This is a genomic window from Streptomyces sp. NPDC102274 (genome assembly GCF_044766385.1).
Classification (GTDB): Bacteria; Actinomycetota; Actinomycetes; order Streptomycetales; family Streptomycetaceae; genus Streptomyces.
This window is the reverse complement of sequence record NZ_JBIWLW010000005.1, coordinates 298380-324186: the sequence shown is the minus strand read 5'-3', so window position 1 is coordinate 324186 and position 25807 is coordinate 298380. Positions and strand designations below refer to the sequence as shown.

General features: G+C 69.8%; 21 protein-coding genes. 18 read left to right on the top strand and 3 right to left on the bottom strand.

The window, feature by feature from the left end:
* From ACIRQP_RS10000 to ACIRQP_RS09950, 11 genes are all read left to right on the top strand, one after another.
* Nucleotides 1–3805 (top strand): ribonuclease E/G (locus ACIRQP_RS10000; RefSeq protein WP_403886156.1); only part of this gene is annotated, 3805 nt, incomplete at its 5' end.
* A 254-nt stretch (nucleotides 3806–4059) separates the two neighbouring features.
* Nucleotides 4060–4380: a 50S ribosomal protein L21 gene (gene rplU, locus ACIRQP_RS09995; RefSeq protein ID WP_030352366.1), complete on the top strand. Its 321-nt coding sequence runs from the start codon at nucleotides 4060–4062 to the stop codon at nucleotides 4378–4380.
* Nucleotides 4381–4394: 14 nt separating this feature from the next.
* A complete protein-coding gene (gene rpmA / locus ACIRQP_RS09990) occupies nucleotides 4395–4649 on the top strand; it encodes a 50S ribosomal protein L27 (protein WP_382882218.1) in 255 nt (84 codons plus the stop codon).
* Nucleotides 4650–4779: 130 nt separating this feature from the next.
* The gene (obgE, locus tag ACIRQP_RS09985; RefSeq protein WP_403886151.1) at nucleotides 4780–6216 is read left to right on the top strand and encodes a GTPase ObgE; all 1437 of its coding nucleotides are present in this window, start codon (nucleotides 4780–4782) and stop codon (nucleotides 6214–6216) included.
* A gap of 323 nt (nucleotides 6217–6539) precedes the next feature.
* Nucleotides 6540–8045, top strand: a complete 1506-nt coding sequence (locus ACIRQP_RS09980; protein ID WP_403886148.1) for an SDR family NAD(P)-dependent oxidoreductase — start codon at nucleotides 6540–6542, stop codon at nucleotides 8043–8045.
* 135 nt (nucleotides 8046–8180) lie between these two features.
* Nucleotides 8181–10286 carry a hypothetical protein gene (locus tag ACIRQP_RS09975; protein WP_403886145.1) on the top strand — a complete coding sequence of 702 codons (2106 nt, stop codon included), beginning with the start codon at nucleotides 8181–8183 and terminating at the stop codon, nucleotides 10284–10286.
* Between the two features lie 164 nt (nucleotides 10287–10450).
* Complete coding sequence (locus tag ACIRQP_RS09970) at nucleotides 10451–11710, top strand: glycosyltransferase family 2 protein (protein WP_403886143.1); 1260 nt, start codon at nucleotides 10451–10453, stop codon at nucleotides 11708–11710.
* 273 nt (nucleotides 11711–11983) lie between these two features.
* Entirely contained in the window at nucleotides 11984–13051 is a 1068-nt protein-coding gene (locus ACIRQP_RS09965; protein ID WP_403886140.1) for a glucose-1-phosphate thymidylyltransferase, read from the top strand.
* On the top strand, nucleotides 13048–14034 hold the full coding sequence (gene rfbB, locus ACIRQP_RS09960) for a dTDP-glucose 4,6-dehydratase (RefSeq protein WP_403886137.1): 987 nt from the start codon (nucleotides 13048–13050) through the stop codon (nucleotides 14032–14034). The genes ACIRQP_RS09965 and rfbB overlap by 4 nt, the downstream gene beginning before the upstream one ends.
* The gene (gene rfbD, locus ACIRQP_RS09955; protein ID WP_403886134.1) at nucleotides 14031–14912 is read left to right on the top strand and encodes a dTDP-4-dehydrorhamnose reductase; all 882 of its coding nucleotides are present in this window, start codon (nucleotides 14031–14033) and stop codon (nucleotides 14910–14912) included. The genes rfbB and rfbD overlap by 4 nt, the downstream gene beginning before the upstream one ends.
* A gap of 113 nt (nucleotides 14913–15025) precedes the next feature.
* Nucleotides 15026–15820 carry a class I SAM-dependent methyltransferase gene (locus tag ACIRQP_RS09950; protein ID WP_129771097.1) on the top strand — a complete coding sequence of 265 codons (795 nt, stop codon included), beginning with the start codon at nucleotides 15026–15028 and terminating at the stop codon, nucleotides 15818–15820.
* Between the two features lie 75 nt (nucleotides 15821–15895).
* Here the strand turns inward: ACIRQP_RS09950 and rfbC are convergent, their stop codons facing one another.
* Together rfbC and ACIRQP_RS09940 are read right to left on the bottom strand one after the other, a co-directional pair.
* On the bottom strand, nucleotides 15896–16495 hold the full coding sequence (gene rfbC, locus ACIRQP_RS09945) for a dTDP-4-dehydrorhamnose 3,5-epimerase (RefSeq protein ID WP_403886131.1): 600 nt from the start codon (nucleotides 16493–16495) through the stop codon (nucleotides 15896–15898).
* 81 nt (nucleotides 16496–16576) lie between these two features.
* The gene (locus ACIRQP_RS09940; RefSeq protein ID WP_403886128.1) at nucleotides 16577–18592 is read right to left on the bottom strand and encodes a glycosyltransferase family 2 protein; all 2016 of its coding nucleotides are present in this window, start codon (nucleotides 18590–18592) and stop codon (nucleotides 16577–16579) included.
* Between the two features lie 395 nt (nucleotides 18593–18987).
* Here ACIRQP_RS09940 and proB point away from each other — a divergent pair, with 395 nt between their 5' ends.
* The 5 genes from proB to ACIRQP_RS09915 all read left to right on the top strand — a co-directional run bounded on the left by proB (nucleotide 18988) and on the right by ACIRQP_RS09915 (nucleotide 24093).
* Complete coding sequence (gene proB / locus ACIRQP_RS09935; protein ID WP_403886383.1) at nucleotides 18988–20106, top strand: glutamate 5-kinase; 1119 nt, start codon at nucleotides 18988–18990, stop codon at nucleotides 20104–20106.
* A 143-nt stretch (nucleotides 20107–20249) separates the two neighbouring features.
* Nucleotides 20250–20765 carry a hypothetical protein gene (locus ACIRQP_RS09930; RefSeq protein WP_403886126.1) on the top strand — a complete coding sequence of 172 codons (516 nt, stop codon included), beginning with the start codon at nucleotides 20250–20252 and terminating at the stop codon, nucleotides 20763–20765.
* A 72-nt stretch (nucleotides 20766–20837) separates the two neighbouring features.
* The gene (locus tag ACIRQP_RS09925) at nucleotides 20838–22121 is read left to right on the top strand and encodes a glutamate-5-semialdehyde dehydrogenase (protein WP_403886123.1); all 1284 of its coding nucleotides are present in this window, start codon (nucleotides 20838–20840) and stop codon (nucleotides 22119–22121) included.
* A 133-nt stretch (nucleotides 22122–22254) separates the two neighbouring features.
* Nucleotides 22255–22845: a hypothetical protein gene (locus ACIRQP_RS09920; RefSeq protein WP_403886121.1), complete on the top strand. Its 591-nt coding sequence runs from the start codon at nucleotides 22255–22257 to the stop codon at nucleotides 22843–22845.
* Nucleotides 22846–22974: 129 nt separating this feature from the next.
* Nucleotides 22975–24093, top strand: a complete 1119-nt coding sequence (locus ACIRQP_RS09915) for a hypothetical protein (RefSeq protein WP_403886118.1) — start codon at nucleotides 22975–22977, stop codon at nucleotides 24091–24093.
* Between the two features lie 36 nt (nucleotides 24094–24129).
* On the opposite strand, the gene ACIRQP_RS09910 is transcribed toward ACIRQP_RS09915, so the two are convergent.
* Nucleotides 24130–25245, bottom strand: coding sequence for a M48 family metallopeptidase (locus ACIRQP_RS09910; RefSeq protein WP_403886115.1), 1116 nt, complete (start codon nucleotides 25243–25245; stop codon nucleotides 24130–24132).
* 155 nt (nucleotides 25246–25400) lie between these two features.
* On the opposite strand from ACIRQP_RS09910, the gene ACIRQP_RS09905 reads away from it, so the two are divergent.
* Together ACIRQP_RS09905 and ACIRQP_RS09900 are read left to right on the top strand one after the other, a co-directional pair.
* Nucleotides 25401–25553: a hypothetical protein gene (locus ACIRQP_RS09905; RefSeq protein ID WP_403886112.1), complete on the top strand. Its 153-nt coding sequence runs from the start codon at nucleotides 25401–25403 to the stop codon at nucleotides 25551–25553.
* An 84-nt stretch (nucleotides 25554–25637) separates the two neighbouring features.
* Nucleotides 25638–25799 (top strand): hypothetical protein, encoded by a 162-nt coding sequence (locus ACIRQP_RS09900; RefSeq protein WP_383011811.1) that lies wholly within the window; start codon nucleotides 25638–25640, stop codon nucleotides 25797–25799.
* Nucleotides 25800–25807 lie beyond the last annotated feature (8 nt).

The following is a 25807-nucleotide window of genomic DNA, read 5'->3' as shown; positions in this document are numbered from 1 at the left end:
TGTCGAGCCGGTGGAGGCCGGTGTGGCGCCGGAGGCCGTGGAGTCCGCTGTGTCGGAGGAGGAGCCGGTGGCCGCGCCGCGTGCGCGCCGTCGTGCGACTCGTAAGACCGCTGCTCCCGCGCCTGAGGTGGCTGTCGAGCCGGTGGAGGCCGGTGTGGCGCCGGAGGCCGTGGAGTCCGCTGTGTCGGAGGAGGAGCCGGTGGCCGCGCCGCGTGCGCGCCGTCGTGCCACTCGCAAGACCGCCGCTCCCGAGCCCGTCGCCGTCGAGGCCGCCGCCGCTGAGGCTCTTGAGGCCGTCGCGGCTTCCGAGGCCGTGGCCCCTGAGGCCGTGGCTCCCGAGGAGAGCCCCGTCGAGGAGACCGCGCCGGCCGGCCGTACGCGCCGCCGCGCCACTCGCAGGGCCACGGCGCCCGCCGGTGCGCCCGCGCCCGACGCGAACGGCGACAGCAACAGCAACGGAGCCTCGGCGGGCGAGAGCCTGCCGCAGGGCTCCGTCACACGGATCACCGCCGACGAGCCCGAGGCCGAGGCCGAGGCCGCCGAGAAGGCCGCCACGCGCGGCCGTACGCGCCGCCGCGCCACCGCTGCGGAGACCACCGCCGAGGAGCAGCCCGCGCCGAAGGCCGCGCAGAGCGAGACCGAGGCGCCCGAGCGCTCGCGTCGCCGCGCCACCCGGCCCGCCGTGGCCGTCTTCCGCGCGCCCGTCTTCACCGAGCCGATGTTCCAGACCCCGGAGACGGCCGCCGCCGCGGCCGCCGCCGTCACATCGGTGGACGACCCCGAGGATCTCGACGAGATCGAGACCGAGACCGAGGACGAGAGCCGGACCGCGGCGGTACGCGAGCCCGTCGCCGCTCCGGAGCCCTCGGGCCGCCGCCGGCGCCGCCGTCGCGGCGAGTCCGCCGAGCCTGTGGAGGCCCCCCGGACCGCCGCGGAGTCGACGCACGAGCCCGCCGAGGAGCCCGCGGCCGAGCCCGACACGGAGCAGTCCGCCGAGGGCGACGACTCCGACGAGTACGAGGACCGTCCTTCGCGGCGCCGTCGCCGGGGCGGCCGTCGCCGCCGTCGCGGCGAGTGCGCGGACGCCGAGGACACCACGGACGAGCAGGACGAGTCCGGGGCCCACGCCGAGGACGAGGACACCGGCAAGGACGGCGAGCGGGCCGAACACGACGAGGACGACGACGACCACGACGAGTCCGAGGCCCCCTCGGGCGGCGGCTCCTCCAGCAGTCGGCGCCGCCGTCGCAGGCGCCGTCGCAGTGGTGACGGCGGTTCCGAGGCGGAGTCCGGCGGGGACGACCCGGAGCGTACGGTCGTCAAGGTCCGCGAGCCGCGCAAGAAGGAAGAGCGCGAGCCGAGCACCAGCTCCGACGAGGTGCAGTCCATCAAGGGCTCGACCCGTCTGGAGGCCAAGAAGCAGCGCCGCCGCGAGGGGCGCGAGCAGGGCCGCCGCAGGGTGCCGATCATCACCGAGGCGGAGTTCCTGGCGCGCCGGGAGGCCGTCGAGCGCGTGATGGTCGTCCGCCAGAACGGCGAGCGCACCCAGATCGGCGTCCTTGAGGACAACGTGCTCGTCGAGCACTACGTCAACAAGGAGCAGGCCACCAGCTACGTCGGCAACGTGTATCTGGGCAAGGTCCAGAACGTACTGCCGTCGATGGAGGCCGCCTTCGTCGACATCGGCAAGGGACGCAACGCCGTCCTGTACGCCGGTGAGGTCAACTTCGAGGCGCTGGGCATGGCCAACGGCCCGCGCCGCATCGAGACCGCCCTCAAGTCCGGCCAGTCGGTGCTCGTGCAGGTCACGAAGGACCCGATCGGCCACAAGGGCGCGCGTCTGACCAGCCAGGTGTCGCTGCCCGGCCGCTATCTGGTCTATGTGCCCGAGGGCTCGATGACCGGCATCAGCCGCAAGCTGCCCGACACCGAGCGGTCCCGGCTGAAGACCATCCTCAAGAAGATCGTCCCCGAGGACGCGGGCGTCATCGTCCGTACGGCCGCGGAGGGCGCCAGCGAGGACGAGCTGCGCCGCGATGTCGAGCGGCTCCAGTCGCAGTGGGAGGACATCAAGAAGAAGTCGAAGAGCGGCAACGCCCCGACACTTCTCTACGGTGAGCCCGACATGACCGTCCGGGTCGTCCGCGACATCTTCAACGAGGACTTCTCGAAGGTCATCGTCAGCGGCGACGAGGCGTGGCAGACCATCCACGGCTATGTCAACCATGTCGCGCCCGACCTCTCCGACCGGCTGTCGCGCTGGACGAGCGAGGTCGACGTCTTCGCGACGTACCGCATCGACGAGCAGCTGATGAAGGCGCTGGACCGCAAGGTCTGGCTGCCCAGCGGTGGTTCGCTGGTGATCGACAAGACCGAGGCCATGATCGTGGTCGACGTCAACACCGGGAAGTTCACCGGCCAGGGCGGCAACCTCGAAGAGACCGTCACCAGGAACAACCTGGAGGCGGCCGAGGAGATCGTGCGCCAGCTGCGGCTGCGCGACCTGGGCGGCATCGTCGTCATCGACTTCATCGACATGGTGCTCGAATCCAACCGGGACCTGGTGCTGCGGCGACTGCTGGAGTGCCTGGGCCGGGACCGTACGAAGCATCAGGTCGCCGAGGTCACCTCGCTGGGTCTGGTGCAGATGACCCGTAAGCGGGTCGGCCAGGGTCTGCTGGAGTCCTTCTCCGAGACGTGTGTCCACTGCAACGGGCGCGGCGTGATCGTGCACATGGAGCAGCCCACGGCGGCCGGCGGCGGTGGCAACGGCAAGCGTTCCAAGAAGCGCGGTCGCGGCGGCGCCGCCGGTACGGAGCACGAGCACGAGCATGAGCACGTCGAGATCGCGGCGGAGGCCGAGACCGAGACGGAGGCCGAAGTAGCGGCGGAGGTGGCGGCTCCGGTCGCACTGGCCGAGCCGCTGTCCGACACGTTCGCGCCGGACGAGGAGCTGTTCAGCAGCGTGGCGGAGGCGGAGGCGTCCGTACGCGGCCGTTCGCGCCGCCGGGCGTCCCGCAAGGCGTCCGCCCCGGCGGGTTCGCCGAGGACCGTGAAGCAGGAGCCGGCGTCGGCCACGGTGCCGGAGCAGGCGGCCAGGACCGGGGCCCCGGCCGCCGAGCCGCGCGTCGAGGCGCCGGTGGAGACGGTCGAGACACCGGCGGCGACTCCGGCACCGGACATGGCTCCGGCAGCGGGCATTGCTCCGGCACCGGACGCGGCTCCGGCCGCCGGACCGGAGGCGCCCGCCGAGGAGGCGGCTCCCAAGGGACGTACGCGCCGCCGGGCCACGCGTAAGGCGACGGCCCCGGCCGGTTCGCCGAAGGCCGCCGACACGGAGGTTGCCGCCGAGGTGGTCCTCCCGGTGTCCGCCGAGACCGTACCCGAGCCGGTCGTGGCCGAGACATCCGTCGCCGAGGAGGCACCGGTCGCGGCTCCGCCCCGGCCGCGCCGCAGGGTGACCCGCAAGGTCACCGCTCCGGCCGGTTCGCCCTCGGGCGCCGAGGACGCGGCGATCGTCGTGGTGGAGTCGGCGAGGGCCGAGGAGCCGGTCACGGCCGACGAGCCCGCCAAGGCCGAGGAGCCGCCCGCCGAGGAGCCCGCGGCCCCGGCCAAGAAGGCGGCCCGCAAGACCGCCAAGAAGGCCACGACGGCCAAGAAGACGGCCGCCAAGAAGACGACGACGGCGAAGAAGGCCGCGGCGAAGAAGACGACGGCCAAGAAGGCGGCCAAGTCGACGACGAAGAAGACCGCGGCGGCCGAGCGTACGACGCCTTCCGGCGTCACCGCCTCCACGGAGGACTGACGCCGTCGTCCCCGGTGCCGTACGGGCCGCGCATGAGCCCGTACGGCACCGGGGACGCGGGGAGCTGGTTTGACCCCCTGTACAGGGGCCCCGTACTCTAAACCTTCGGTGTGTTCCTATGCGCGCCCACCTCTGAGCACCCACCTCCCGGATTTCCGGGGGAGGCCGCTCGTCCTGTCAGGAATCGCCACGGGTCCCGGCCCGTGCGAGCGGCTGGCATCAGAGGTCCCGTTCCGAGCGAGAGTGAGTTCCGCGTGTACGCCATCGTGCGCAGCGGTGGTCGCCAGCACAAGGTTGCTGTCGGCGACATCGTTGAGGTTGACAAGATTCCCACTGCCAAGGTTGGCGACACGGTCGAGCTCTCGACCCTGCTCGTGGTCGACGGCGAGGCCGTCACCAGCGATCCGTGGGTGCTGGACGGCATCAAGGTCACGGCCGAGATCGTGGACCACCACAAGGGTGCGAAGATCGACATCCTTCGCTACAAGAACAAGACGGGCTACCGCCGTCGCCAGGGTCACCGTCAGCAGTACACGGCGATCAAGGTCACCGGTATCCCCGCGGCTGCGAAGTAAGGGACTGAGGAGACATGGCACACAAGAAGGGCGCATCGTCCACTCGGAACGGGCGCGACTCCAATGCTCAGCGGCTCGGCGTGAAGCGCTTCGGCGGTCAGGTCGTCAACGCCGGTGAGATCCTGGTCCGCCAGCGCGGCACGCACTTCCACCCTGGCTCCGGCGTCGGCCGTGGCAGCGACGACACGCTGTTCGCGCTGAACGCGGGCGCGGTGGAGTTCGGCACCAGCCGCGGCCGCAAGGTCGTGAACATCGTTCCGGTCGCCTGAGCACTCGGCATCAGGCGCCTGTAGCACGGTTTCTTCGCGAGGGCGGACCTCACTTCCCGGTGACGGGAAGCGGGTCCGCCCTTCGCGCGTTGCATGTAAGACATTTCCGTATGTACTGGAGGCAATCCCCATGACCACCTTCGTGGACCGCGTCGAGCTGCATGTCGCCGCGGGTAACGGAGGCCACGGCTGCGCCTCCGTACACCGTGAGAAGTTCAAGCCGCTCGGCGGACCCGACGGCGGCAACGGCGGCCGTGGCGGCGATGTCATCCTGGTCGTCGACCAGTCGGTGACGACGCTGCTCGACTATCACCACTCCCCGCACCGCAAGGCCACCAACGGCAAGCCCGGCGAGGGCGGCAACCGCTCCGGCAAGGACGGCCAGGACCTGGTCCTGCCGGTGCCCGACGGTACGGTCGTCCTCGACCGCGGCGGCAATGTCCTGGCCGACCTGGTCGGGGAGGGCACCACGTACGTCGCCGCCGAGGGCGGCCGCGGCGGTCTCGGCAACGCGGCGCTGGCCTCGGCCCGCCGCAAGGCACCCGGCTTCGCGCTGCTCGGTGAGCCGGGCCGCGGCGGCGATGTCGTGCTGGAGCTGAAGACGGTCGCCGATGTGGCGCTCGTCGGCTACCCGAGCGCCGGCAAGTCCTCGCTGATCTCCGTGCTCTCCGCGGCCAAGCCCAAGATCGCGGACTACCCGTTCACCACGCTCGTCCCCAACCTGGGTGTGGTGACGGCGGGTTCCACCGTCTACACCATCGCGGACGTCCCCGGTCTGATCCCGGGCGCCAGCCAGGGCCGCGGTCTGGGCCTTGAGTTCCTGCGCCATGTCGAGCGCTGCTCCGTCCTCGTGCATGTGCTGGACACGGCCACGCTGGAGTCGGACCGCGACCCGGTGACCGACCTCGATGTGATCGAGGAGGAGCTGACGCAGTACGGCGGCCTGGACAACCGGCCGCGGATCGTCGTCCTGAACAAGATCGACGTCCCGGACGGCAAGGATCTCGCCGAGATCATCCGTCCCGACCTGGAGAAGCGCGGCTACCGCGTCTTCGAGGCCTCGGCCGTGGCCCATATGGGCCTCAAGGAACTGTCCTTCGCGCTCGCGGAGATCATCGCCAAGTCCCGCGCGGACAAGCCCAAGGAGGAGGCGACCCGGATCGTCATCCGCCCGAAGGCCGTCGACGACGCGGGCTTCACCGTCTCCCTGGAGGACGACGGGCTCTACCGGGTGCGCGGCGAGAAGCCCGAACGCTGGGTCCGCCAGACCGACTTCAGTAACGACGAGGCAGTCGGCTATCTCGCGGACCGGCTCAGCCGGCTCGGGGTCGAGGAGCAGCTGATGAAGGCCGGCGCGCGGTCGGGCGACGGAGTGGCCATCGGCCCCGAGGACGACGCGGTCGTCTTCGACTGGGAGCCGACGATGATGGCGGGCGCGGAGATGCTCGGCCGTCGTGGTGAGGACCACCGTCTGGAGGCACCCCGTCCGGCGGCGCAGCGGCGCAGGGACAGGGACGCCGAACGGGACGAGGCGCAGCGGGCGTACGACGAGTTCGACCCCTTCTAGAGAGCCTTCCAGAGCCGTCGGCTCTCGCGGTCGGCCCCGGGTGATCACGGATGTTTTCCGTGGTCACCCGGGCCGTTGTCGCTGTGCGTGAGCATGGAGTCGCGTCACGTAGGCTCTCATATGGGAGCCCACGCGCTCCGACGTGAAATTTATGTGGTGTCCTTCACGTACGACTCCCGGCGCCGAACCGCCGGCGCATTGGTCTTCGCAGGTGAATCAGGGGTTGCGTACCGGTGTCGCGGGGTTGTGGTCCACCTTGCATCACGATTGCCGCGGGTGGGACCATCGCTACATCCTCTGAGCCCGCAAGGTAGGTCAGTCCTGTGTCTGCAACATCCGCGTCGCCCACCAAGTCCCGCACCACCGCTGTCGTCCTGGCGGGCGGAACCGGCCAGCGTGTGGGCCTGTCGATCCCGAAGCAGTTGCTGAAGATCGCGGGGAAAGCGGTCATCGAGCACACGCTGTCGATCTTCGAGCGGAGCGACTCGATCGACGATGTGATCGTGCTGATGGCGCCGGGCTATGTGCCCGACGTGGAGAAGATCGTCGCGAAGGCCGGACTGGCCAAGGTCACCCGGATCATCGAGGGCGGCGCGACACGGAACGAGACCACCGAGCGCGCCATCGCAGCCCTGGGCGAGGGCCTGGCCGAGGGCGAGGACCGCAACGTCCTGTTCCATGACGCCGTGCGCCCGCTGCTGTCGCACCGCGTGATCAAGGACTGTGTGGACGCGCTGGAGCGCTACCAGGCCGTCGACGTCGCCATCCCGTCCGCGGACACGATCATCGTGACCCGTACGCACGGCGGCGACGGCGAGTTCATCACGGACGTCCCCGACCGGTCGCGGCTGCGGCGCGGCCAGACCCCGCAGGCGTTCAAGCTCTCCACCGTCCGCAGGGCGTACGAGATCGCCGCGGGCGACCCCAACTTCCAGGCCACCGACGACTGTTCGGTGGTGCTGAAGTATCTGCCGGACGTGCCGATCTATGTCGTCGCGGGCGACGAGTACAACATGAAGGTCACACAGCCGGTCGATGTGTTCATCGCCGACAAGCTCTTCCAGCTGGCCTCCGCCGCCGCTCCGCAGCAGTCCTCGGACGACTCCTACCGTGAGCTGCTGGCCGGCAAGACCCTGGTCGTCTTCGGCGGCTCGTACGGCATCGGCGCGGACATCGCGCAGCTCGCCGAGTCCTTCGGCGCCACGGTGTACGCGCTGGGCCGCTCCACCACCGGTACGCATGTCGAGAACCCCGAGCACGTCGACGACGCGCTGTCGCGCGCGTACGCCGAGACCGGCCGGATCGACTACGTGATCAACACCGCGGGCGTGCTGCGCATCGGCAAGCTGGCCGAGACGGACAACACCACCATCCAGGAAGCGCTGAACGTCAACTATCTGGCGCCGGTGCAGATCGCGCGCGCCTCGTACAAGTACCTGGTGGAGACCAAGGGCCAGCTGCTGCTCTACACGTCGAGCAGCTACACCCGGGGCCGCGCGGAGTACAGCCTCTACTCGTCCACGAAGGCCGCCATGGTGAATCTCACCCAGGCGCTCTCCGACGAATGGGCCGGCGAGGGAATCCGAGTGAATTGCGTGAATCCGGAGCGCACCGCGACCCCGATGCGCACCAAGGCATTCGGCCAGGAGCCGGAAGGTTCGCTGCTTTCCTCCGAGGCGGTCGCCAGGACCTCCCTCGATGTGCTGCTCTCCGAGCTGACCGGCCATGTCATCGACGTACGGCAGCAGGACCCGACCCGTGGCGCCTCCGAGGCCTCGGACTTCGAGCAGGCTCTGGCCGCTGTCCTGGACCGTCAGGAAGATGTGTAATAATTCTTGACAATCTTTGACATGGGCCTCTGTGGTCGCCGACGCGCGAATCACGGAGGCCCGAGTTCGTGAAGTTCTCTCTTCACATTTTCGTCGCAAGGTCCTATAGCCGGCACGGTCTGGAGCAGGTATTCCGTGATTTCGACAGCCATTCGCCTGGCCCGGGTGGGCAGCGGATCAGAGCTGGCAGCCGCACTTCTTCTGGCTCTGAGTTTCCCGTGCGTCATGCTCGCCGCGATAATTCCCAATGTCTGGTTCTTCGCCGCGGCCGCGGCGGTGAGCTATCTCGCGGACACGTATCTGCACCAGCGCGGCAGCTATCTGGTGAACCGGCTCGCCAAGGTGCGGGCCGGTCTGTCGATCCGCTTTCTGATCCGGCAGATGCTGCTGGTGCTCCTCGTCGCGCGCTCGGGGCTCGGTGAGGACCGGATCTTCTATGTGACCGTCGTCGCCGTGCTGATGTTCTACGGGCTCCAGGCTCCGCACGGCGCGATCGTCACCCTGCTCCGGCTGCGCCGCAAGCTGCCCGTGGTCACCCGCAATATCGACCTCGGCGCCATCCGTATCCCCAACGCCCCGCCGCGCTGGCTGCTCAGCCGCTCGGCCGAGAAGATGCTCCACCTGGACATCTTCGCCATGGTCGGCGTGATCATCACGCTCCGGACCCGCGACAATCTCTACGGCTTCGCCGGGCTCGGCCTCAGCGTGCTCCTCGCCGTCGGCTATATCGTCGCGTTGCTGCCGTATCTGCGGCCGAGCCGGCTCGTGCCCAACGCCGAGCGGGTGCTCAAGGCGGTGGACGGCTGGCTGGCCGACTACCGGCCGACCGTGATGCTGTACTTCTCCGGTTCCAAGGAGTCCGCGTACCAGGTCAACATGTGGCTGGAGACGATGGGGCAGCTCGACGGGCGGCCGCTGATCGTCCTGCGCGAGCGCGTCATCGCGCAGCAGCTGGGCCCGACGGCCGTGCCGGTGCTCTGCGTCCCCGGCGGCGTGCATCTGATGAACCTGGATCTCTCGACGGTCCGGGTCGCGCTCTACGCGGCCAACGTCGGCAAGAACATCCACATGCTGCGTGTCCCGACCATGAAGCATGTCTTCATCGGGCACGGCGACAGCGACAAGCTGGCCAGCGTCAACCCGTACAGCAAGGCGTACGACGAGGTGTGGACCGCGGGCCGGGCCGGACGCGACCGTTACGCGCTCGCCGATGTCGGGGTGCGGGACGAGGACATCGTCGAGGTGGGCCGCCCGCAGCTGGCCCCGATCGAGCCGGCGAGCGGCTCGACGAAGAACCCCATCCCCACCGTGCTGTACGCGCCCACCTGGGAAGGCTGGGACGACAGCCCCGGCAACACCTCGCTCCTGCTGGCCGGCGAGAACATCGTCAAGCGGCTGCTGAAGGCCGAGCGTCCTGTCCGGGTGGTGTACAAGCCGCACCCCTTCACCGGTACGCGCAGCGCCAAGGCGAAGGCCGTGCACGAGCGGATCATCGCGCTGGTCGAGAAGGCCGCCGCCGAGCGCGCCACCGACGCCCGCTGGGCAAAGGACGCGGCCGGGCTCCGCGATGAGCAGAGCGCGGCACGGACCGAGCTGGCCCGGATCGGCGCGCGGCTGACCGAGCTGTCCGGCGGGGCCGACGCGAGCAGGGACGAGGCGGAGGAGTCGCGCGACTCCAAGGCCGACCCGGCCAGGCAGGCGGAGCTGACGCGGCTGAGGCGCGAGTGGAACGACGCGTACTGGCGTTCCTTCGGCTGGTGGGAACACCGCGTCGTCAGCGGCTCGGAGCCGGCTCTCTACGACTGCTTCAACGAGTCGGACGCCATGGTCTCCGACATCTCCAGCGTCGTGTCGGACTTCATCGCGAGCGGCAAGCCGTACGCGGTCGCCGACTCGGCGGAGCTGGGCGCGGAGGAGTTCAAGCGGCAGAACACCGCGGTACGGGCCGCCGTGATCCTCTCCAACAGCGCGAAGGAGCTGGACCAGCTGCTCGCGGCGGTCGCGGACCCGTCCGCCGACCCGCTGGCCGAAGCCCGTCATGAGCTGAAGCGCTATCTGCTGGGTCCGGACGAGCCGACCTCGATCGAGCAGTTCGACGCGGCGACACGGGCACTGGCGGCGAAGTCGCTGGCCCGCAACGTGGGAGTCGAGCAGCGGCTCGCGGAGCCGGAGGCGGCCCCCGCGCCGGACGACTCCGCGCCGTCCGAGCCGCGGGCCGAGGATTCGCCCGTGGGGGGTTGAGCAGCACCCACTCCAGCGGCGATCGGGCCCGGTGGGGCGCCTACGGGCGCCCTGCCGGGCCTTTGCCATGTCCACGGGCCCGGCCTGCGGCTGTGACCGGCATCACGTACTCTGGTGATCGAACCAAGACAACCAACATTCGATGGCGCTTGTCTTGAATTGCGATGAACACTATGTCTGTTCCTGATGTCAGTGTGATCGTCGGCGCATATGAAGCAATGCCCTATTTGATCCGCTGCCTGGAGTCGGTCGAGGCCCAGACGCTGGGCTCCGACCGCATCGAGATTGTCGCCATCGACGACGGCTCGACCGACGGCACGGGGGAATACCTGGAGGCATTCGCCGCGCGGACGGCCATCCCTACAAGAGTGGTGCGACAGGCCAACTCGGGCGGCCCCAGCGGGCCGCGCAATGTCGGTCTCGGCGTGGCACGCGGCCGCTATGTCTTCTTCCTCGACGCCGACGACTACTTCGGCGTCGAGTCGCTCGCGCGCATGGTCGCCATGGCCGACCGCGCCGGTACCGACGTGGTGCTCGGCAAGGTCGAGGGGGTGAACCGAGGCGCTCCCGGCTCGATGTGGAGCCGTACGGCCGAGCGTGTCGACATCTACGGCTCACAGGTCATCTACACGCTGAGCGCGCAGAAGCTCTTCCGCCGCGAACTGATCGAGCGGCTGGGGCTGCGGTTCGACGAGACGCTCAAGACCGGTGAGGACGCCCTGTTCACGATGGAGGCGTACATCCGGGGCGGCGGCGTCTCGGTGATCGCCGACTACACCTGCTACTACCTGGTCGGCCGCGACGACGGCAAGCATGCGACCAAGACCGGCGGCTACGCGCTCCGTTTCGAGGCCACGGGCGCCCTCATGGCGCTCATCACCGAGTTGGTGCCGGCCGGCCCGAAGCGCGACCGCCTGATGGTCAGACCCTTCACGGTCGGACTGATCCAGCAGTTCGGCCACGGGATGCTCAAGCAGCCGGAGCGGATCGGACAGCACAAGCTGGAGCTGGCGGCGCCGCTGATGGAGCGGTACTGGACGCCCGGCGTGGCCGCGCGCGTCAAGGTCGCCGAACGGCTGCGGCTGCAGTGCGTCGCGCTGGGACGGCTCGATCTGCTGGCGGACATGCTGGCCTTCATCAGGGCGGAGACCGTGCCCGAGGTGGTCCACCGGGGCCGGGCCCGTACGCCCTATCTGGTCTTCCCGCACTTCGGCGACAAGAGCAGCGGCCTCCGGGACGCCTCGTACGAGGTGACCGTGCCCGACTGGCTCGGCAAGCCGGGGCTGCGGCGGATAGAGGCGCCCAAGGCGTTACGCCGGCGCAAGTCACTGGCGCGCAGGATCGCGCGCCGGGTGCGCACGCGGGTACGCGCTCTGGCCGTGCCGCAGTCGCCCGGTCCGCTGCCAACCAAGCTCGGACCGTGAGGAGTTGGGCGGTACGGGGGCGGTACGGAGGCGGTACGGGGGAGTCGCGACAGTGGGTGCGGCGGGCGGTACGGCGGCAAGGGCCCGCGCGTCCGCCCGCGCGGGTCCGGCGAGTGCGCATCCGCGCACACCCGAGCGCCCTTTCGTGCACCCCATATGCACCGGTTCACTCTCCTGAGGTGACCAGCGGCGGGCCGCACAGGAAATCGTAGGTAAAATCGGACTGTCGGGCGACGCCCGGACAGCATCGGAATCTCAGCAGGGATAGGGATAGTGAAGGCTCTCGTACTGTCCGGCGGGGCGGGCACCCGTCTGCGCCCCATCACACACACCTCCGCGAAACAGCTGGTCCCCGTGGCGAACAAGCCCGTGCTCTTCTACGGGCTCGAGGCCATCGCCGAAGCGGGGATCACCGAGGTCGGCGTGATCGTCGGCGACACCGCCGAGGAGATCCGCGAGGCGGTCGGCGACGGCTCGCAGTTCGGCATAAAGGTCACGTACCTTCAGCAGGACGCCCCCCTCGGGCTGGCGCACGCCGTCCTCATCGCCCGTGAGTTCCTCGGCGAGGACGACTTCGTGATGTACCTCGGTGACAACTTCATCGTCGGTGGCATCACGGGCCTGGTCGACGGCTTCCGCGAGGACCGCCCCGAGGCGCAGATCCTGCTCACCAAGGTCCCCAACCCCACCTCCTTCGGCGTGGCCGAACTCGACGGCGCGGGCAGAGTGGTGGCCCTGGAGGAGAAGCCCAAGGAACCGAAGAGCGATCTCGCGCTCGTCGGTGTCTATCTCTTCACCCCGGCCATCCATGAGGCCGTGCGCTCGATCGAGCCCTCCTGGCGCGGTGAGCTGGAAATCACCCACGCGATCCAGTGGCTGATCGACCAGAAGCGCGATGTCCGTTCCACGACCATCTCCGGTTACTGGAAGGACACCGGCAATGTCGCCGACATGCTGGAGGTCAACCGCTCGGTGCTGGAGACCGTCGAGCCGTGCCGTGACGGCAGCGTCGACGAGGCGACGGAGATCATAGGGCGGGTCAGGATCGAGAAGGGCGCGCGGGTCACCGGCAGCCGGATCGTCGGTCCCGCGATCATCGGCGCGGACACGGTGATCAGCGACGCCTATATCGGTCCCTTCACCTCGGTCTCCGAAGGATGCAGGATCGAGGACAGCGAGATCGAGTACTCCATCGTTCTGCGAAATTCCTCGCTCACCGGCGTGCGCCGGGTGGAGGCGTCGCTGATCGGCCGCGATGTCGAGATCACCCCCGCGCCTCGTAACCCGTCCGCCCACCGACTCGTCCTCGGTGACCACAGCAAGGTGCAGATCTCTTCATGACCGACAGGATTCTCGTGACCGGCGGTGCCGGTTTCATCGGCTCGCACTACGTCCGTACGGTCCTGGGTCCCCAGGGTCCCGGCGATGTCGAGCTGACCGTGCTCGACAAGCTCACCTACGCGGGCAACCCGGCCAACCTCGACGAGGTACGCGACCACCCCGGGTTCTCCTTCGTGCAGGGCGACATCTGCGACCCCGAGCTGGTCGCCAAGCTGATGGCCGAGCACGACCAGGTGGTGCACTTCGCCGCGGAGTCGCACGTGGACCGCTCCATCGACGGCGGCGCGGAGTTCGTCCGTACGAACGTCGTCGGCACGCACACGTTGATCGACGCCGCGCACCGCGCCGGCGTGAAGACCTTCGTGCACATCTCCACCGACGAGGTCTACGGCTCGATCGACGAGGGCTCCTGGCCGGAGACCCACCCGCTGGAGCCCAACTCGCCCTACTCCTCGGCGAAGGCGTCCAGCGATCTGATCGCGCTCTCGTACCACCGCACGCACGGCCTCGATGTGCGGGTGACCCGCTGCTCCAACAACTACGGGCACCACCACTTCCCCGAGAAGGTCATCCCGCTGTTCATCACGAATCTGCTGGACGGCAAGAAGGTCCCGCTGTACGGCGACGGCGGCAACATCCGCGACTGGCTGCACATCGACGACCATGTGCAGGGCATCGAGCTGGTCCGTACGAAGGGCCGGGCCGGTGAGGTCTACAACATCGGCGGCGGCACGGAGCTGTCCAACAAGGAGCTGACCGGTCTCCTGCTGGAGGCGTGCGGAGCGGACTGGGACACCAGCGTCGAGTACGTCACCGACCGCAAGGGCCATGACCGCCGCTACTCCGTGGACTGCGCCAAGATCCGTACGGAGCTGGGGTACGAGCCCCGCAAGGACTTCGCCACGGGCCTCGCGGAGACAGTGGAGTGGTACCGCGAGAACCGCGCCTGGTGGGAGCCGCTGAAGGGGCGTGCCGCGCTGTGAGCGGGTGGCTCGTCACCGGCGCGGGCGGCATGCTCGGCCAGGATCTGCTGGCCCGGCTCGCCGGGGCCGGGGAGCGCGCGACCGGTCTGGACCGTACCGCGCTGGACATCACGGACCCCGGCGCGGTGCGTGCCGCCCTGGCGGCCCATACGCCGGACGTCGTGGTCAACTGCGCGGCTTGGACGGCCGTGGACGACGCCGAGGCCAAGGAGGCCGAGGCGCTCGCCGTCAACGGCACCGGCCCCCGGGTGCTCGCCGAGGCGTGCGAGGCGTCCGGCGCCGTCCTGCTGCAGGTCTCCACGGACTACGTCTTCGCCGGGGACGCCCGCGCACCGTACGGCGAGGACGACCCCACGGCCCCGCGCAGCGCCTACGGCCGCACCAAGCTGGCCGGGGAGCGCGCGGTCCTGGAGACCCTCCCGGAGACCGGTTTCGTGGTCCGTACGGCCTGGCTGTACGGCGCGGGCGGCGGCAACTTCGTCCGGACGATGATCAAGCTGGAGGGGATCAAGGACACCCTGGACGTGGTCGACGACCAGCTCGGCCAGCCCACCTGGACCGGCGACCTCGCGGACCGGCTGGTCCTGCTGGGCCTGGCGGCCCGCGCGGGGACGGCCCCGGCCGGGGTCTACCACGGCACCAGCGTCGGCGAGACGACCTGGTTCGGGTTCACCAGGGAGATCTTCCGGTTGCTCGGCGCGGACCCGGAGCGGGTCCGTCCGACCACCAGCGAGGCGTTCGTACGCCCCGCGCCCCGGCCCGCGTACAGCGTGCTGGGACACGACCGGTGGAAGGCCGCGGGAATCGAACCGATCCGTGACTGGCGCACGGCACTCGGCGAGGCGTTCCCCGCGCTGGTCCGGGCCGAGCGGGGCTGAGCGCCAAATGGGTGTTACTGGCCAGTAGATGTTTACGTGCAACCTGTAGGCCCACTAAGTTCACTGAGAATCAATCCCTAGTTGTTTTTGATTCTCAGTGAAGGGCCCCTTACGTGGATCGCCACGGCTTCCTGCGCCAACTGCACCGTGTGTACAAGCCCCGCACCTACCTGGAAATCGGGGTCAATGACGGCCGCAGTCTGGCTCTGTCCCGTGTTCCGTCGGTCGCGGTCGACCCGGCGTTCCGGGTCGTTACGGACATCAGCTGTGATGTCCACCTGGTCAAGGCCACCAGCGACGACTTCTTCGCTCGCAAGGATCCCTTGATCCATCTGCGCAACGGCCGCAACCCGTTCCGCGCGCTCGCCCGGCGCGACCCGGTCAATCTTTTCGGCGGCGATCCCAAGCTGGAGCTGTCGTTCATCGACGGCATGCATCTCTTCGAGTTCGCGCTGCGTGACTTCATGAACGTCGAGAAGCACTCCCGTTGGTCCAGTGTGATCGTCCTGGACGACATGCTGCCGCGCGACGTCGACGAGGCGGCGCGTGACCGCCACACCAAGTTCTGGGCCGGAGACGTCTACAAGGTGGCCACGGTCCTGCGGCGGTACCGCCCCGACCTGCTGGTCGTCGACGTCGACACCGAGCCGACCGGGGTGGTGGCCATCTTCGGCGCGAACCCGGAGAGCACGGTGCTGAAGGACGCGTACGACAAGATCATCGAGGAGTACGTCGTCCCGGACCCGCAGGACGTGCCCGAAGAGGTGCTGGTCCGTAAGAACGCGGTACGGCCCGAGGCGCTGCTCGGGGCCGGTTTCTGGCCCGGTCTGGCCCGTGCCCGGAATCTGCGCCGCTCGCGGTCGGCCTTCGCGCCGCTGCGCCGGCAGATCGAGGCGGTCACCGGCTGATCCGGCGGACCGAACGGAAGGGGCCCGAGCGATTTTTGATCGCTCGGGCCCCTTCCGTACGCGCGCCTTGCCGGCTCAGCCCCGGGCGGCCAACTCGGCGTAGTAGGCCGTGCAGTCCTCGTACGACGGGAGCAGGCCCTGGGCCTCGGCCTCCGCGAGCGTCGGCGCCGCCGCGTCCTTCTCGGAGAGCAGCGGGGTGATGCCCTCGGGCCACTCGATACCGAGCGCCGGGTCCAGCGGGTTGATGCCGTGCTCACGCCCGGGGGCGTACCCCTCGGAGCACAGATAGACCACCGTCGCGTCGTCCGTCAGCGCCATGAACGCGTGGCCGAGCCCCTCGGCGAGATAGACGGCGTGGTGATCCACATCGTCCAGCCGCACCGCGTCCCACTGCCGGTACGTGGGGGAGCCGACCCGGATGTCCACGATGACGTCGAGGACCGCGCCGCGTACACACTTCACGTACTTGGCCTGGCTGGGCGGCACATCGGCGAAGTGGATCCCGCGCAGTGTGCCGCGGCTGGACACGGAGCAGTTCGCCTGGGCGAGACGCAGCGGGTGGCCGGCCGCCTCGGTGAGGTCCGCGGCCTTGAACCACTCGTGGAAGCTGCCACGGCTGTCCGGGAAGATCTTCGGCTCATGTACCCAGGCGCCTTCGACCGAGAGCTGCCGCATGTGATCACGTCCTTGTTCTGTGTTCTCTGTGCTTGTCGCTCATTGCTCGGGAAAGACTCGGGAGAAGAGGGGCGCGGCCGGTCAGAGACGGGCGGCGAGACGGCGCACCTTCTTGCGCGCCGAGGAGGGCAGCCGGCGCACGATCGGACCGCCGGCCGAGCGGAGCACCCGGCGCAACGTCGCTCTGCGGCGCTTCACCGTCACCACCCGGACGAGAAGCGGATCGACCACGTCCAGACCGCTCTGGTCCAGCCGGATCCGGCCGCCCTGGCCCACGGGCACCTCGCAGAGCGGCAGCACCGGGCCCTTCGGCCCGTCCAGCCGCACCGCGAGCTGCGCCGGTCCGGCCGGCAGGTCCGGCACCCGGGCGGGGACACCGAGGTGGGCCCGGCCCTGGTCGGGACGGAGCGTGGACGGCGCGGTCCGCGCGGTGCCGTCCGCCGGGGTCAGCACCAACTCGACCGCCTGCGAACCGGACTTGGTGCCGGTGAAGACATCGAGACGCAGTTCGGGACGGCTGCCGGGCATCCGCAGCGCGGGCCGGTCCGCGAGATAGGTGGCCATCTTCTTGGCGCGGCCCGCGACATCGAGGGTGAGGTTGCCGTGCGGGTCGGTGAAGTACGGGATCACCGGCCGCGCGGGCGAACCGAGCAGCGCGGGCAGGCACTTGGCGTCGACCGACGCGGCGCGGTCCGCGCCGAGCCTGGCCTTGCGCACCAGTCCGAGTCCGCGCAGCGGAACCCAGATGTCCCAGAAGCCGCGGGAGACCCGGCCGCGGCCCTTGACCGCCTCGCTGGTGACCTGGCCAGTGCCGTGCAGGACGACCTCGTACGTGTCGTCGCCCAGCGCCTCGATCTTGGCGGTGAACTCCGCGACGCACGGCCACTCGACGGCGGTCTCGCGGTTACGCAGCGAGATCTCGCCCTTGAAGCTGTCCATCTCGTCGGTGACATCGAAGAGTTCACCGTCCGGCAGCAGACCCTCGGTGATGTCCGGGTGCAGGAAGTAGCGCTTGTCACGGCGGACCAGCCGCAGCGGCTCCTTGTCCTCCCCGTGGACCAGACGGCCGGTCAAGGTCAGCGCGGCCTTGCCGTCCGGCTGCCAGTCGAAGTCCTCCAGCCGGGCCGCGCCCTTCACCGACTTGGCGAAGCGGGCGATCTTCAGCAGCCCCTGGCGGTCGTCGGCGCGCAGCAGGGTGGAGCGGAGCCTGACCAGCGAGCCGAGGCCGTCGTGCACGCCGTCGTGCATGAACTCGTCGGCGAGCGGACGGATCGCGTCGCACATCTCGTCGAGGTACTCGGGCGTGTAGTTGAGCACGGACGGCTCGCTCAGCCGGCCGAGCATCTCGACCCGGTAGAAGCGCCGCAGCAGCCGGTCCCGGAATTCACCCGGTTCGGTGTTCTCCACGACGACCTTGAGGACCTCGCGCAGGTTGCCGTAGTAGCCGGCCGGCACGATCTTGGCGGAGCCGGCGTTCTGGCCGTCGTCCCGCTTCGAGTAGTAGTAGCAGGTGTAATTCCCCAGGATCGATACGACCTTGGCGGGGAAATACGCCTCCATCATGTACAGCTGGTCCTCCAGGCGCCGCTTGCCCTCGGGGTACGCGATGCCGTTCTCGCGCAGGAACTCCGTACGGAACATCTTGTGCGGGGTGAGGCTGTCGTACAGCGGCGCATTGCTCAGGTCGCACTTCTCGCGGTTCTTTCTGAACACGCCGTGCGGGACGCCGCGGAAATTGGACGCGACCTTGCCGATCACGATGTCGGACCCGTTGCGGTGGCCCATCTCGTACAGCCGTCGCAGCGCGTCGGACGCCATGTGGTCGTCCTGGTCCACGAACTGGACGTACTCGCCCTTGGCCTCGGCGACGCCGATGTTCCTCGGCTTGCCGGGCCAGCCCGAGTTGGGGATGTGGATCACCCGGAAATGAGGATGCTCGGCCGCCAGCTTGTCGAGGCGGGCCGGGCTGTCGTCGGTCGACCCGTCGTTCACGAAGAGCACTTCGAAGTCAGCGGCCGGCAGCGTCTGGGCCAGCAGTGAATCGATGCAGGGGTCGATGTACTTACCCGGGTTGTACACCGGAATGACGACGCTCACTTTTACTGGCATTGCTGATTGGCCCATCTCGTGTGTGGTTGCGCGGGGGGATGCAAGTGGGGGGAGCCGCCGTCATCGGCGAGGGTGCGGGCGCCGTGGGGGCCAGCTTATCGCTGCGCGGGCGGGAACGTTTCCCGACTGTTGTTACACCTGACAGACTGTCTTCACCGGCATCCGGTTGTGCCGGAGGCGCGGATTTGACACAGGAGACGGGCCCACGGGTCGCGTCCCACCCACTGAAATGCCTCGTCGGCCGGGGAGTCGCCCGCGTACGCTGAGCCACCGGCGGACGACCAGCCGGCGAGCGGTCGGCCGGTGAGGTGTGGCCGACAGTGAGAGCAGAGGCACAGCACGTGGCAGCGGCACGGCAGGGCGCGACGGTACGGCTGGACGCGGTGGCACAGGCCCGCAGAATCGTCGTCAAGGTCGGCTCCTCCTCGCTCACCACCGCGTCCGGCGGGCTCGACGCCGACCGGGTCGACGCCCTCGTCGATGTACTCGCCCAGGTCAGACGCGGCGCCGGGAGCGGTGACGAGAAGGAGGTCCTGCTCGTCTCCAGCGGCGCCATCGCCGCCGGGCTCGCCCCCCTCGGGCTGGAGCGCCGCCCCCGGGACCTGGCTCGCCAGCAGGCCGCCGCCAGCGTCGGACAGGGACTGCTGGTCGCCCGCTACACCGCCTCCTTCGCCCGCTACGGCGTACGCGTCGGACAAGTGCTCCTCACCACCGACGACACCAGCCGCCGCGCCCACTACCGCAACGCGTACCGCACCCTCGACCAGTTGCTCGGCATGGGCGCCGTCCCCGTCGTCAACGAGAACGACACCGTCGCCACGGACGAGATCCGCTTCGGCGACAACGACCGGCTGGCCGCCCTCGTCGCCCATCTCGTACGGGCCGATCTGCTCGTCCTGCTCTCCGATGTCGACGGGCTGTACGACGGCGACCCCCGCACCCCCGGCGCGTCCCGGATCGCGGAGGTGCGCGGCCCCGCCGATCTGGCGGGCGTCTCCCTCGGCAGCGCGGGCAAGGCGGGGGTGGGCACCGGCGGCATGGTCACCAAGGTCGAGGCGGCCAGGATCGCCGCCGCGGCCGGGGTCCCGGTGGTGCTGACCTCCGCGAGCCACGCCGCCGACGGACTCGCGGGCCGGGACACCGGTACGTACTTCCACAGCACCGGACGGCGCTCCGCGGGCCGGCTGCTGTGGCTCGCCCACGCCTCCACCCCGCAGGGCGCGCTCACCCTGGACGACGGGGCGGTACGGGCCGTCGTCGAGCGGCGCACCTCACTGCTGCCGGCCGGGATCGCCGCCGTCGAGGGCGAGTTCAGTGCCGGTGACCCGGTGGAGCTGCGGGACACGGCGGGCCGCCCGGTCGCCCGCGGACTCGTCAACTTCGACGCCAAGGAGATCCCCCAGCTCCTGGGCCGCTCCACCCGCGAACTGGCCCGCGAACTGGGCCCCGCCTACGAGCGTGAGGTCGTACACAGAGACGATTTGGTCATCCTCAATCCCTGACCCACCCCTGAAACGGCTGAAACTCCGGTCTTTGAACAGGGACCTTCACCAAAACCGCCCCATGCCCTGCCCGGGACTGGTCAACTTTGTCCCAGGGGTACAGACGGGGTACAGCACGACAACGCATCAACAGGAGGCCGCTGGTGAGACGAGCGCGCCCGGGGGCGGTGCCCCGAGGGACCGGGGGGAGCGCCCACGCCCGGAGGGCCGCGGGCGAGGAACGAGCCCTGACCAGCGTCGAAGCGGGGGACGACTTCGACGACGAGCAACAGCGGGAGGTCGTATCGAGATCGGACGCGCGCGCGGAGGGCCGTGCGCTGTCGAAGCTCTGGCACATCACGCTCAGCGTCTCGGGCGCCGAGGCTCCGCTGCCGGAGGTCCGGCGCGGTCTGGAGCAGCTGGCCCATGACCATCCCTTCCTGCTCACCAGCCGGTACGCCAACGATCACGCGGAGATCCGGTACTGGGAGGAAGCCCGGGACCTGCACGACGCCGCGGCCGTCGCGCTGCGGCTCTGGGGCGAGCACCGGTCGAGCGCGAAGCTGCCGCCGTGGAAGATCGTCGGGCTTGAGGTCATCGACCGTGAGACGTATCACCAGCGGATCGCGGAGGGTTACGGCCCGCCACCGGCGGCCCCGGTGGGCGTTCATCCGTTCTGATCTCCCTCCGGAAGTGTCTCGGAGTCCGGAATACGTGCGGAATGCCCGCAGGGCGCGCACTACCCTGCGGGCATGACCTCGCTCTCGCCGTACGACAACCTCTCCCCGGTCGCCAGGGCCGCCTACCGGTCACGCTCCGCGGCCGCCGATATCGCGCCACTGCCGCGCGCGGCCAAGGACGACGCGCTGCTGGCGATCGCGGACGCGCTGGAAGTCCGTACCCACGAGATCGTCACGGCCAACGCCGAGGACATCGCGCGGGCCCGGGAGGCCGGGACCGGCGAGGCGATCATCGACCGGCTGACGCTGACACCGGAGCGGGTGCGGGCCATCGCCGCGGACGTACGGGACGTGGCGGCGCTGCCCGACCCGATCGGTGAGGTCGTACGCGGTTCGACGCTGCCCAACGGCATCGACCTGCGCCAGGTGCGGGTGCCGCTCGGCGTGGTCGGGATCATCTACGAGGCCCGCCCCAATGTCACCGTGGACGCCGCCGCGCTCTGTCTGAAGTCGGGCAACGCGGTGCTGCTGCGCGGCTCCTCCTCGGCTATCTCCTCGAACACCGCCCTCGTACGGGTGCTGCGCGACGCCGTCGGCGGGGCCGGGCTGCCCGCCGACGCCGTACAGCTCGTGCCCGGCGAGGGCCGGGACGCCGTACAGGAGCTGATGCGGGCCCGCGGCCTGGTCGATGTGCTGATCCCGCGCGGCGGCGCCTCGCTGATCCGTGCCGTCGTCGAGGGGTCCACCGTCCCCGTCATCGAGACCGGCACCGGCAACTGCCATGTCTATGTGGACGCCGAGACCGATCTCGACATGGCCGTCGAGATCCTGATCAACTCCAAGGCGCAGCGGCCCAGCGTCTGCAACGCCGCCGAGACGCTCCTCGTCCACCAGGACATCGCGGGCGCGTTCCTGCCGCGCGCGCTGGACGCGCTCGCCGACGCCGGGGTCACGGTCCACGCCGACGAGCGGGTGCTCGCGTACGGCGCGGGTTCGAAGGCGGAGATCGTGCCGGCCACGGCGGAGGACTGGGAGACCGAGTACCTCTCGTACGACATCGCCGCCGCGGTCGTCGACTCGCTGGACGCCGCCGTGGGCCATATCCGGCTCTGGTCGTCCGGTCATACGGAGGCGATCGTCACCACCTCGCAGGCCGCGGCCCGCCGATTCACCCAATTGGTCGATTCCACGACAGTCGCTGTGAACGCGTCCACCCGGTTCACCGACGGCGGCCAGTTCGGCTTCGGCGCGGAGATCGGAATCTCCACGCAGAAGCTGCACGCACGGGGGCCGATGGGGCTGCCGGAGCTGACCTCGACGAAGTACATCGTGATCGGCGACGGCCACACGCGATAGCCGTGGGGCCGCTGATGCGCCAGGGGTGCCCGTGACGACGGGCGGGCGCCGGAACCGCGATGTGACGAAGACGGAGTCGGGAGAGTTCGGACTCCGCCTGCCCAAAACACCCCTCCAGGTCTACCCTGAAGGAGTGCCGGACGACGTGGGGGGCAGGCCGTTCCCGGACGGCTGGGAGCCCGACGACGACCGCGGTGGCGCGGACAAGGACTTCGCCCCCGTGGTGTTCGACGAGGACTTCGTCAATGCCGCCACCATCCATGAACCCTCCGCTGTGGAACGGCTGTTGGCCGCCGCCCAGGCGCGCGCCGAGGCCGAGGCGGCCCGCCCGCGGTCAGGCGGGGGACGGCCCGAGGACGAGCTGTACGAGGAGTTGTACGGCCGGGACGGCGCGTACGGGCCGGAGCCCGGCTACAACGGTGAGTACGACCCCGATGACCCCGACGCGCTCTCCGGGCCGTACGGACGCCACGGCGGCTCGTTGCGGCCGTATCGCGGCGCCGCCCGCTGGCACCGGCCCGTCGCCTGGCTGCTCGCCCTGCTGATGGGGATCGGGATGGTCGCGCTGGCGTTCTCGGCCGTCTATCGCGGTGCCTCCAACAGCCGCGACGGCAAGGTGCCGCAGCCCGCCACGACCGGGATCGACAAGCCGGCCCCGGGGATCCCCTCGGCGTCCGCGAACCAGTCGGCACCGGCGGTCTCCGCGGTGCCGCGCACGCCCTGAACGCGCCCCGAACGCCCCTGAACACGTCCCGAACGGCCGGGCACGACCTGAACGGCCGATCGCGTGCCTCCCGGAACTTCACGGCTTGCCCAGCGTTTATGTTCGGCCCCGCCGACCTACCCTGAAGGTATGGCAGGGCGTGGAGACCCACCCGAAGGGGAACCTGAGGGGCTGCCCGGCGGCGATGACGACGAGTACCGCTCCGTCGTCTTCGACGAATCCTTCATCCGGGAGGCCCGCCTTCAGGAGTTCTCGGCGCGGGAGCGGATGACCGATCACGCCGACGCCGTACGGAGGGTTCCTCCGGCGAAGCCTCCGCCACCCGTCAAGGGACGGAGTCACGGGATCTTCTGGCGCGGTTCGAGACAGCTTCTGCTGCTGGTCCTGGTGGTGCTCCTGGCGTTCGGTACGGCGATCTATCTGGGCCTGCGCAACCCCTACCGGCCGGCCACCGGCCGATCCGTGGACCAGGTGCGGATGTCGGTGATCCCGCTGGCTCCCCAGGGGCCCGTGCCGGGCGGCACCCCCGCGGATCTCTTCGAGCACAGCCCGGCCGCGCAGTTCCGGGCGGGGGCCGCCGGGATCACGATGCCCGCCGTCCGGGAGACCGGGGGTTTCTCGGAGAGCCAGGTGATGGCCGCGCTCACCACCGTCAAGGACTATCTGGTGGCGTCCTCGCTCGACCCGGACGTCATCGAGGGCCGCTCGGAACGGCCGGTACGGGTGCTGCTCGACGCGGACCAGCTCGACCAGTTCGACGCCGGATTCGCCTCACCCGCCGACGACGGCCGGCACGCCCCGACCGGCTGGCTGGTGCGTTTCGACCCGGCGAAGGTGGCCCAGGCCGGCGACGAGGTGCGGGTGCACGGCACGCTGCGCTACCAGGAGACCTCGCCCGGGACGCTGGAGGTGGTCTCGGACCATGTCTTCGTCTACGCGCTGCGCCCGGCGAACTCCGACGTGCAGCCGGTACGGGAGGCCTCGCTCTTCACCGTCCGGCGCGAGCTGCGCTTCCGCTTCGATCTGGACGCGCTGCCGCGGCATACGGCGCGACTGGTGACCAGTGAGGTGCAGGCCGGGCCGCAGGCCTGCTCGGCGGAGCCGCCGAACACGCTGCGGCCCCTGCTGGCGGGCCAGCGGGCGAAGATCCGTGAACCGGCCGGCACGGACCCGTACGCGACGGGCCCGTCCCACACGGCGCTCTGCGGGACGCTGTCCCGCGCTGCGGAACCGAGCCCGGCCGCCTGACGCGGCCCGCCGGGCCCGGCCCGCTCTCCGTACGGTTCAGCTCTTGCCCTGGTCCTTGCCGTCGCCGCCGGTGGACCCGTCCGAGGGGCGGCCGTTGTTTCCGCCGTTGCCGCCACCCCCGCCCGTGAACCTGTCGCGCAGCTTGCCGCCCAGGTCGCCCGCGCCGCCCGCGATGTCGCCGACCAGCTTCATCAGCGGGTCCTTGCTGCCGCGGACGGTGTCCGCGTAGTGCGCGGCGGAGTCCCGGAACGAGTCCGTGACCGAGGTGTCCTTGTCCTCTTCGCGGCGCGGATAGTGGCCGTCCATGACCCGCTGGTAGTCGCGGCTCTCCGCCCACTTCTTCAGCTCGGCCGCGCGCACCGTCGTGAAGGGGTGCGTACGCGGCAGCACATTGAGGATCTTGAGCACGGAGTCGCGCAGATCGCCGCCCGCCTCGTACTCGGCGGCCTGCTCCAGGAACGCGTCCACGTTCATCTCGTGCAGGTGATTGCCACCGGCGATCTTCATCAGGCCGCGCATCGAGGCCTGGAGATCCTGGCCGACCAGCAGTCCGGCCCGGTCCGCCGACAGCTCCGACTTGCGGAACCACTCCCGCAGCGCCGTCACGATCGCCATGATCGCGACATTGCCCAGCGGGATCCACGCGACCTTGAGCGCCAGATTCGTGAGGAAGAGAAGTATGGTCCGGTAGACGGAGTGACCGGAGAGCGCGTGGCCCACCTCATGGCCCACGACCGCCCGCATCTCCTCCTCGTCGAGGAGTTCCACCAGCCCGGTGGTGACCACGATGATCGGCTCGTCCAGCCCGATGCACATGGCGTTCGGCTTCGGATCCTGCGCCACGTACATCGCGGGAACCTTCTCCAGGTCCAGGATGTAACAGGCGTCCCGCATCATGGCGTGCAGATGGGCGAACTGCGCGTCGCTGACCCGCACGGAGTCGGAGAGGAAGAGCAGCCGCAGGCTGCGCTCGGGCAGCAGTGCGCTCATCGCCTTGAACACCGTGTCGAAGCCGGTGAGCTTGCGCAGGGCGACCAGCGCCGAGCGGTCGGCGGGGTGTTCGTACGCCCGTGAGGAAATGCCCGGGAAGCGCTTGCGCTGCCTGCTCGGCACGTTTTCGTGAGTGGCTGCCTCGTGACTGTCTTCGGTCATATGGATATCCCCTGTTCATACGAGTCCAAGGCTCGTCCCCCTGACGGCCCCCACCCTAGGGGGTGGGTCTACCGTGTGACGGGGGCCCGTGGCCGTGTTTCCCGGGAGCCGTCACCCCGGGCGCCGGCCGGAAGAGACCGAGGAGCACACCCGACATGCCGGAAATCGTCACACTGCTCGCCGCGACATCGGACCAGCAGGGGCCGGGCGATACGTTGCGGATCGTGCTGGTCGTCTCGATGGTCGGAGTCGTCCTGCTCGCCTGGTTCCTGTTGCGCGGGTACCGCGACAACGATCACAACGACTGAGTCGGCGTGAGCGTGCCCGAGGCCCCCGCATACGATGTGCGCGAAGTCCCCGCTCCCAACCGCGAAGAAAAGGGCCCGTAGAAGATGAGCCTCACCGGTACCGCAGCCCACCTGGTCACGCTCGCCGAGGGCGCAGAGCGCGGCGGCAACCACGAAAGCCTCAGCCCGTACCTCGTCGGCGGCGGCGCCCTGTTCGCGCTGCTTCTGCTGCTGTGGATCACCACGCGCTTCAACCGCGACCGCTGACACCGGGG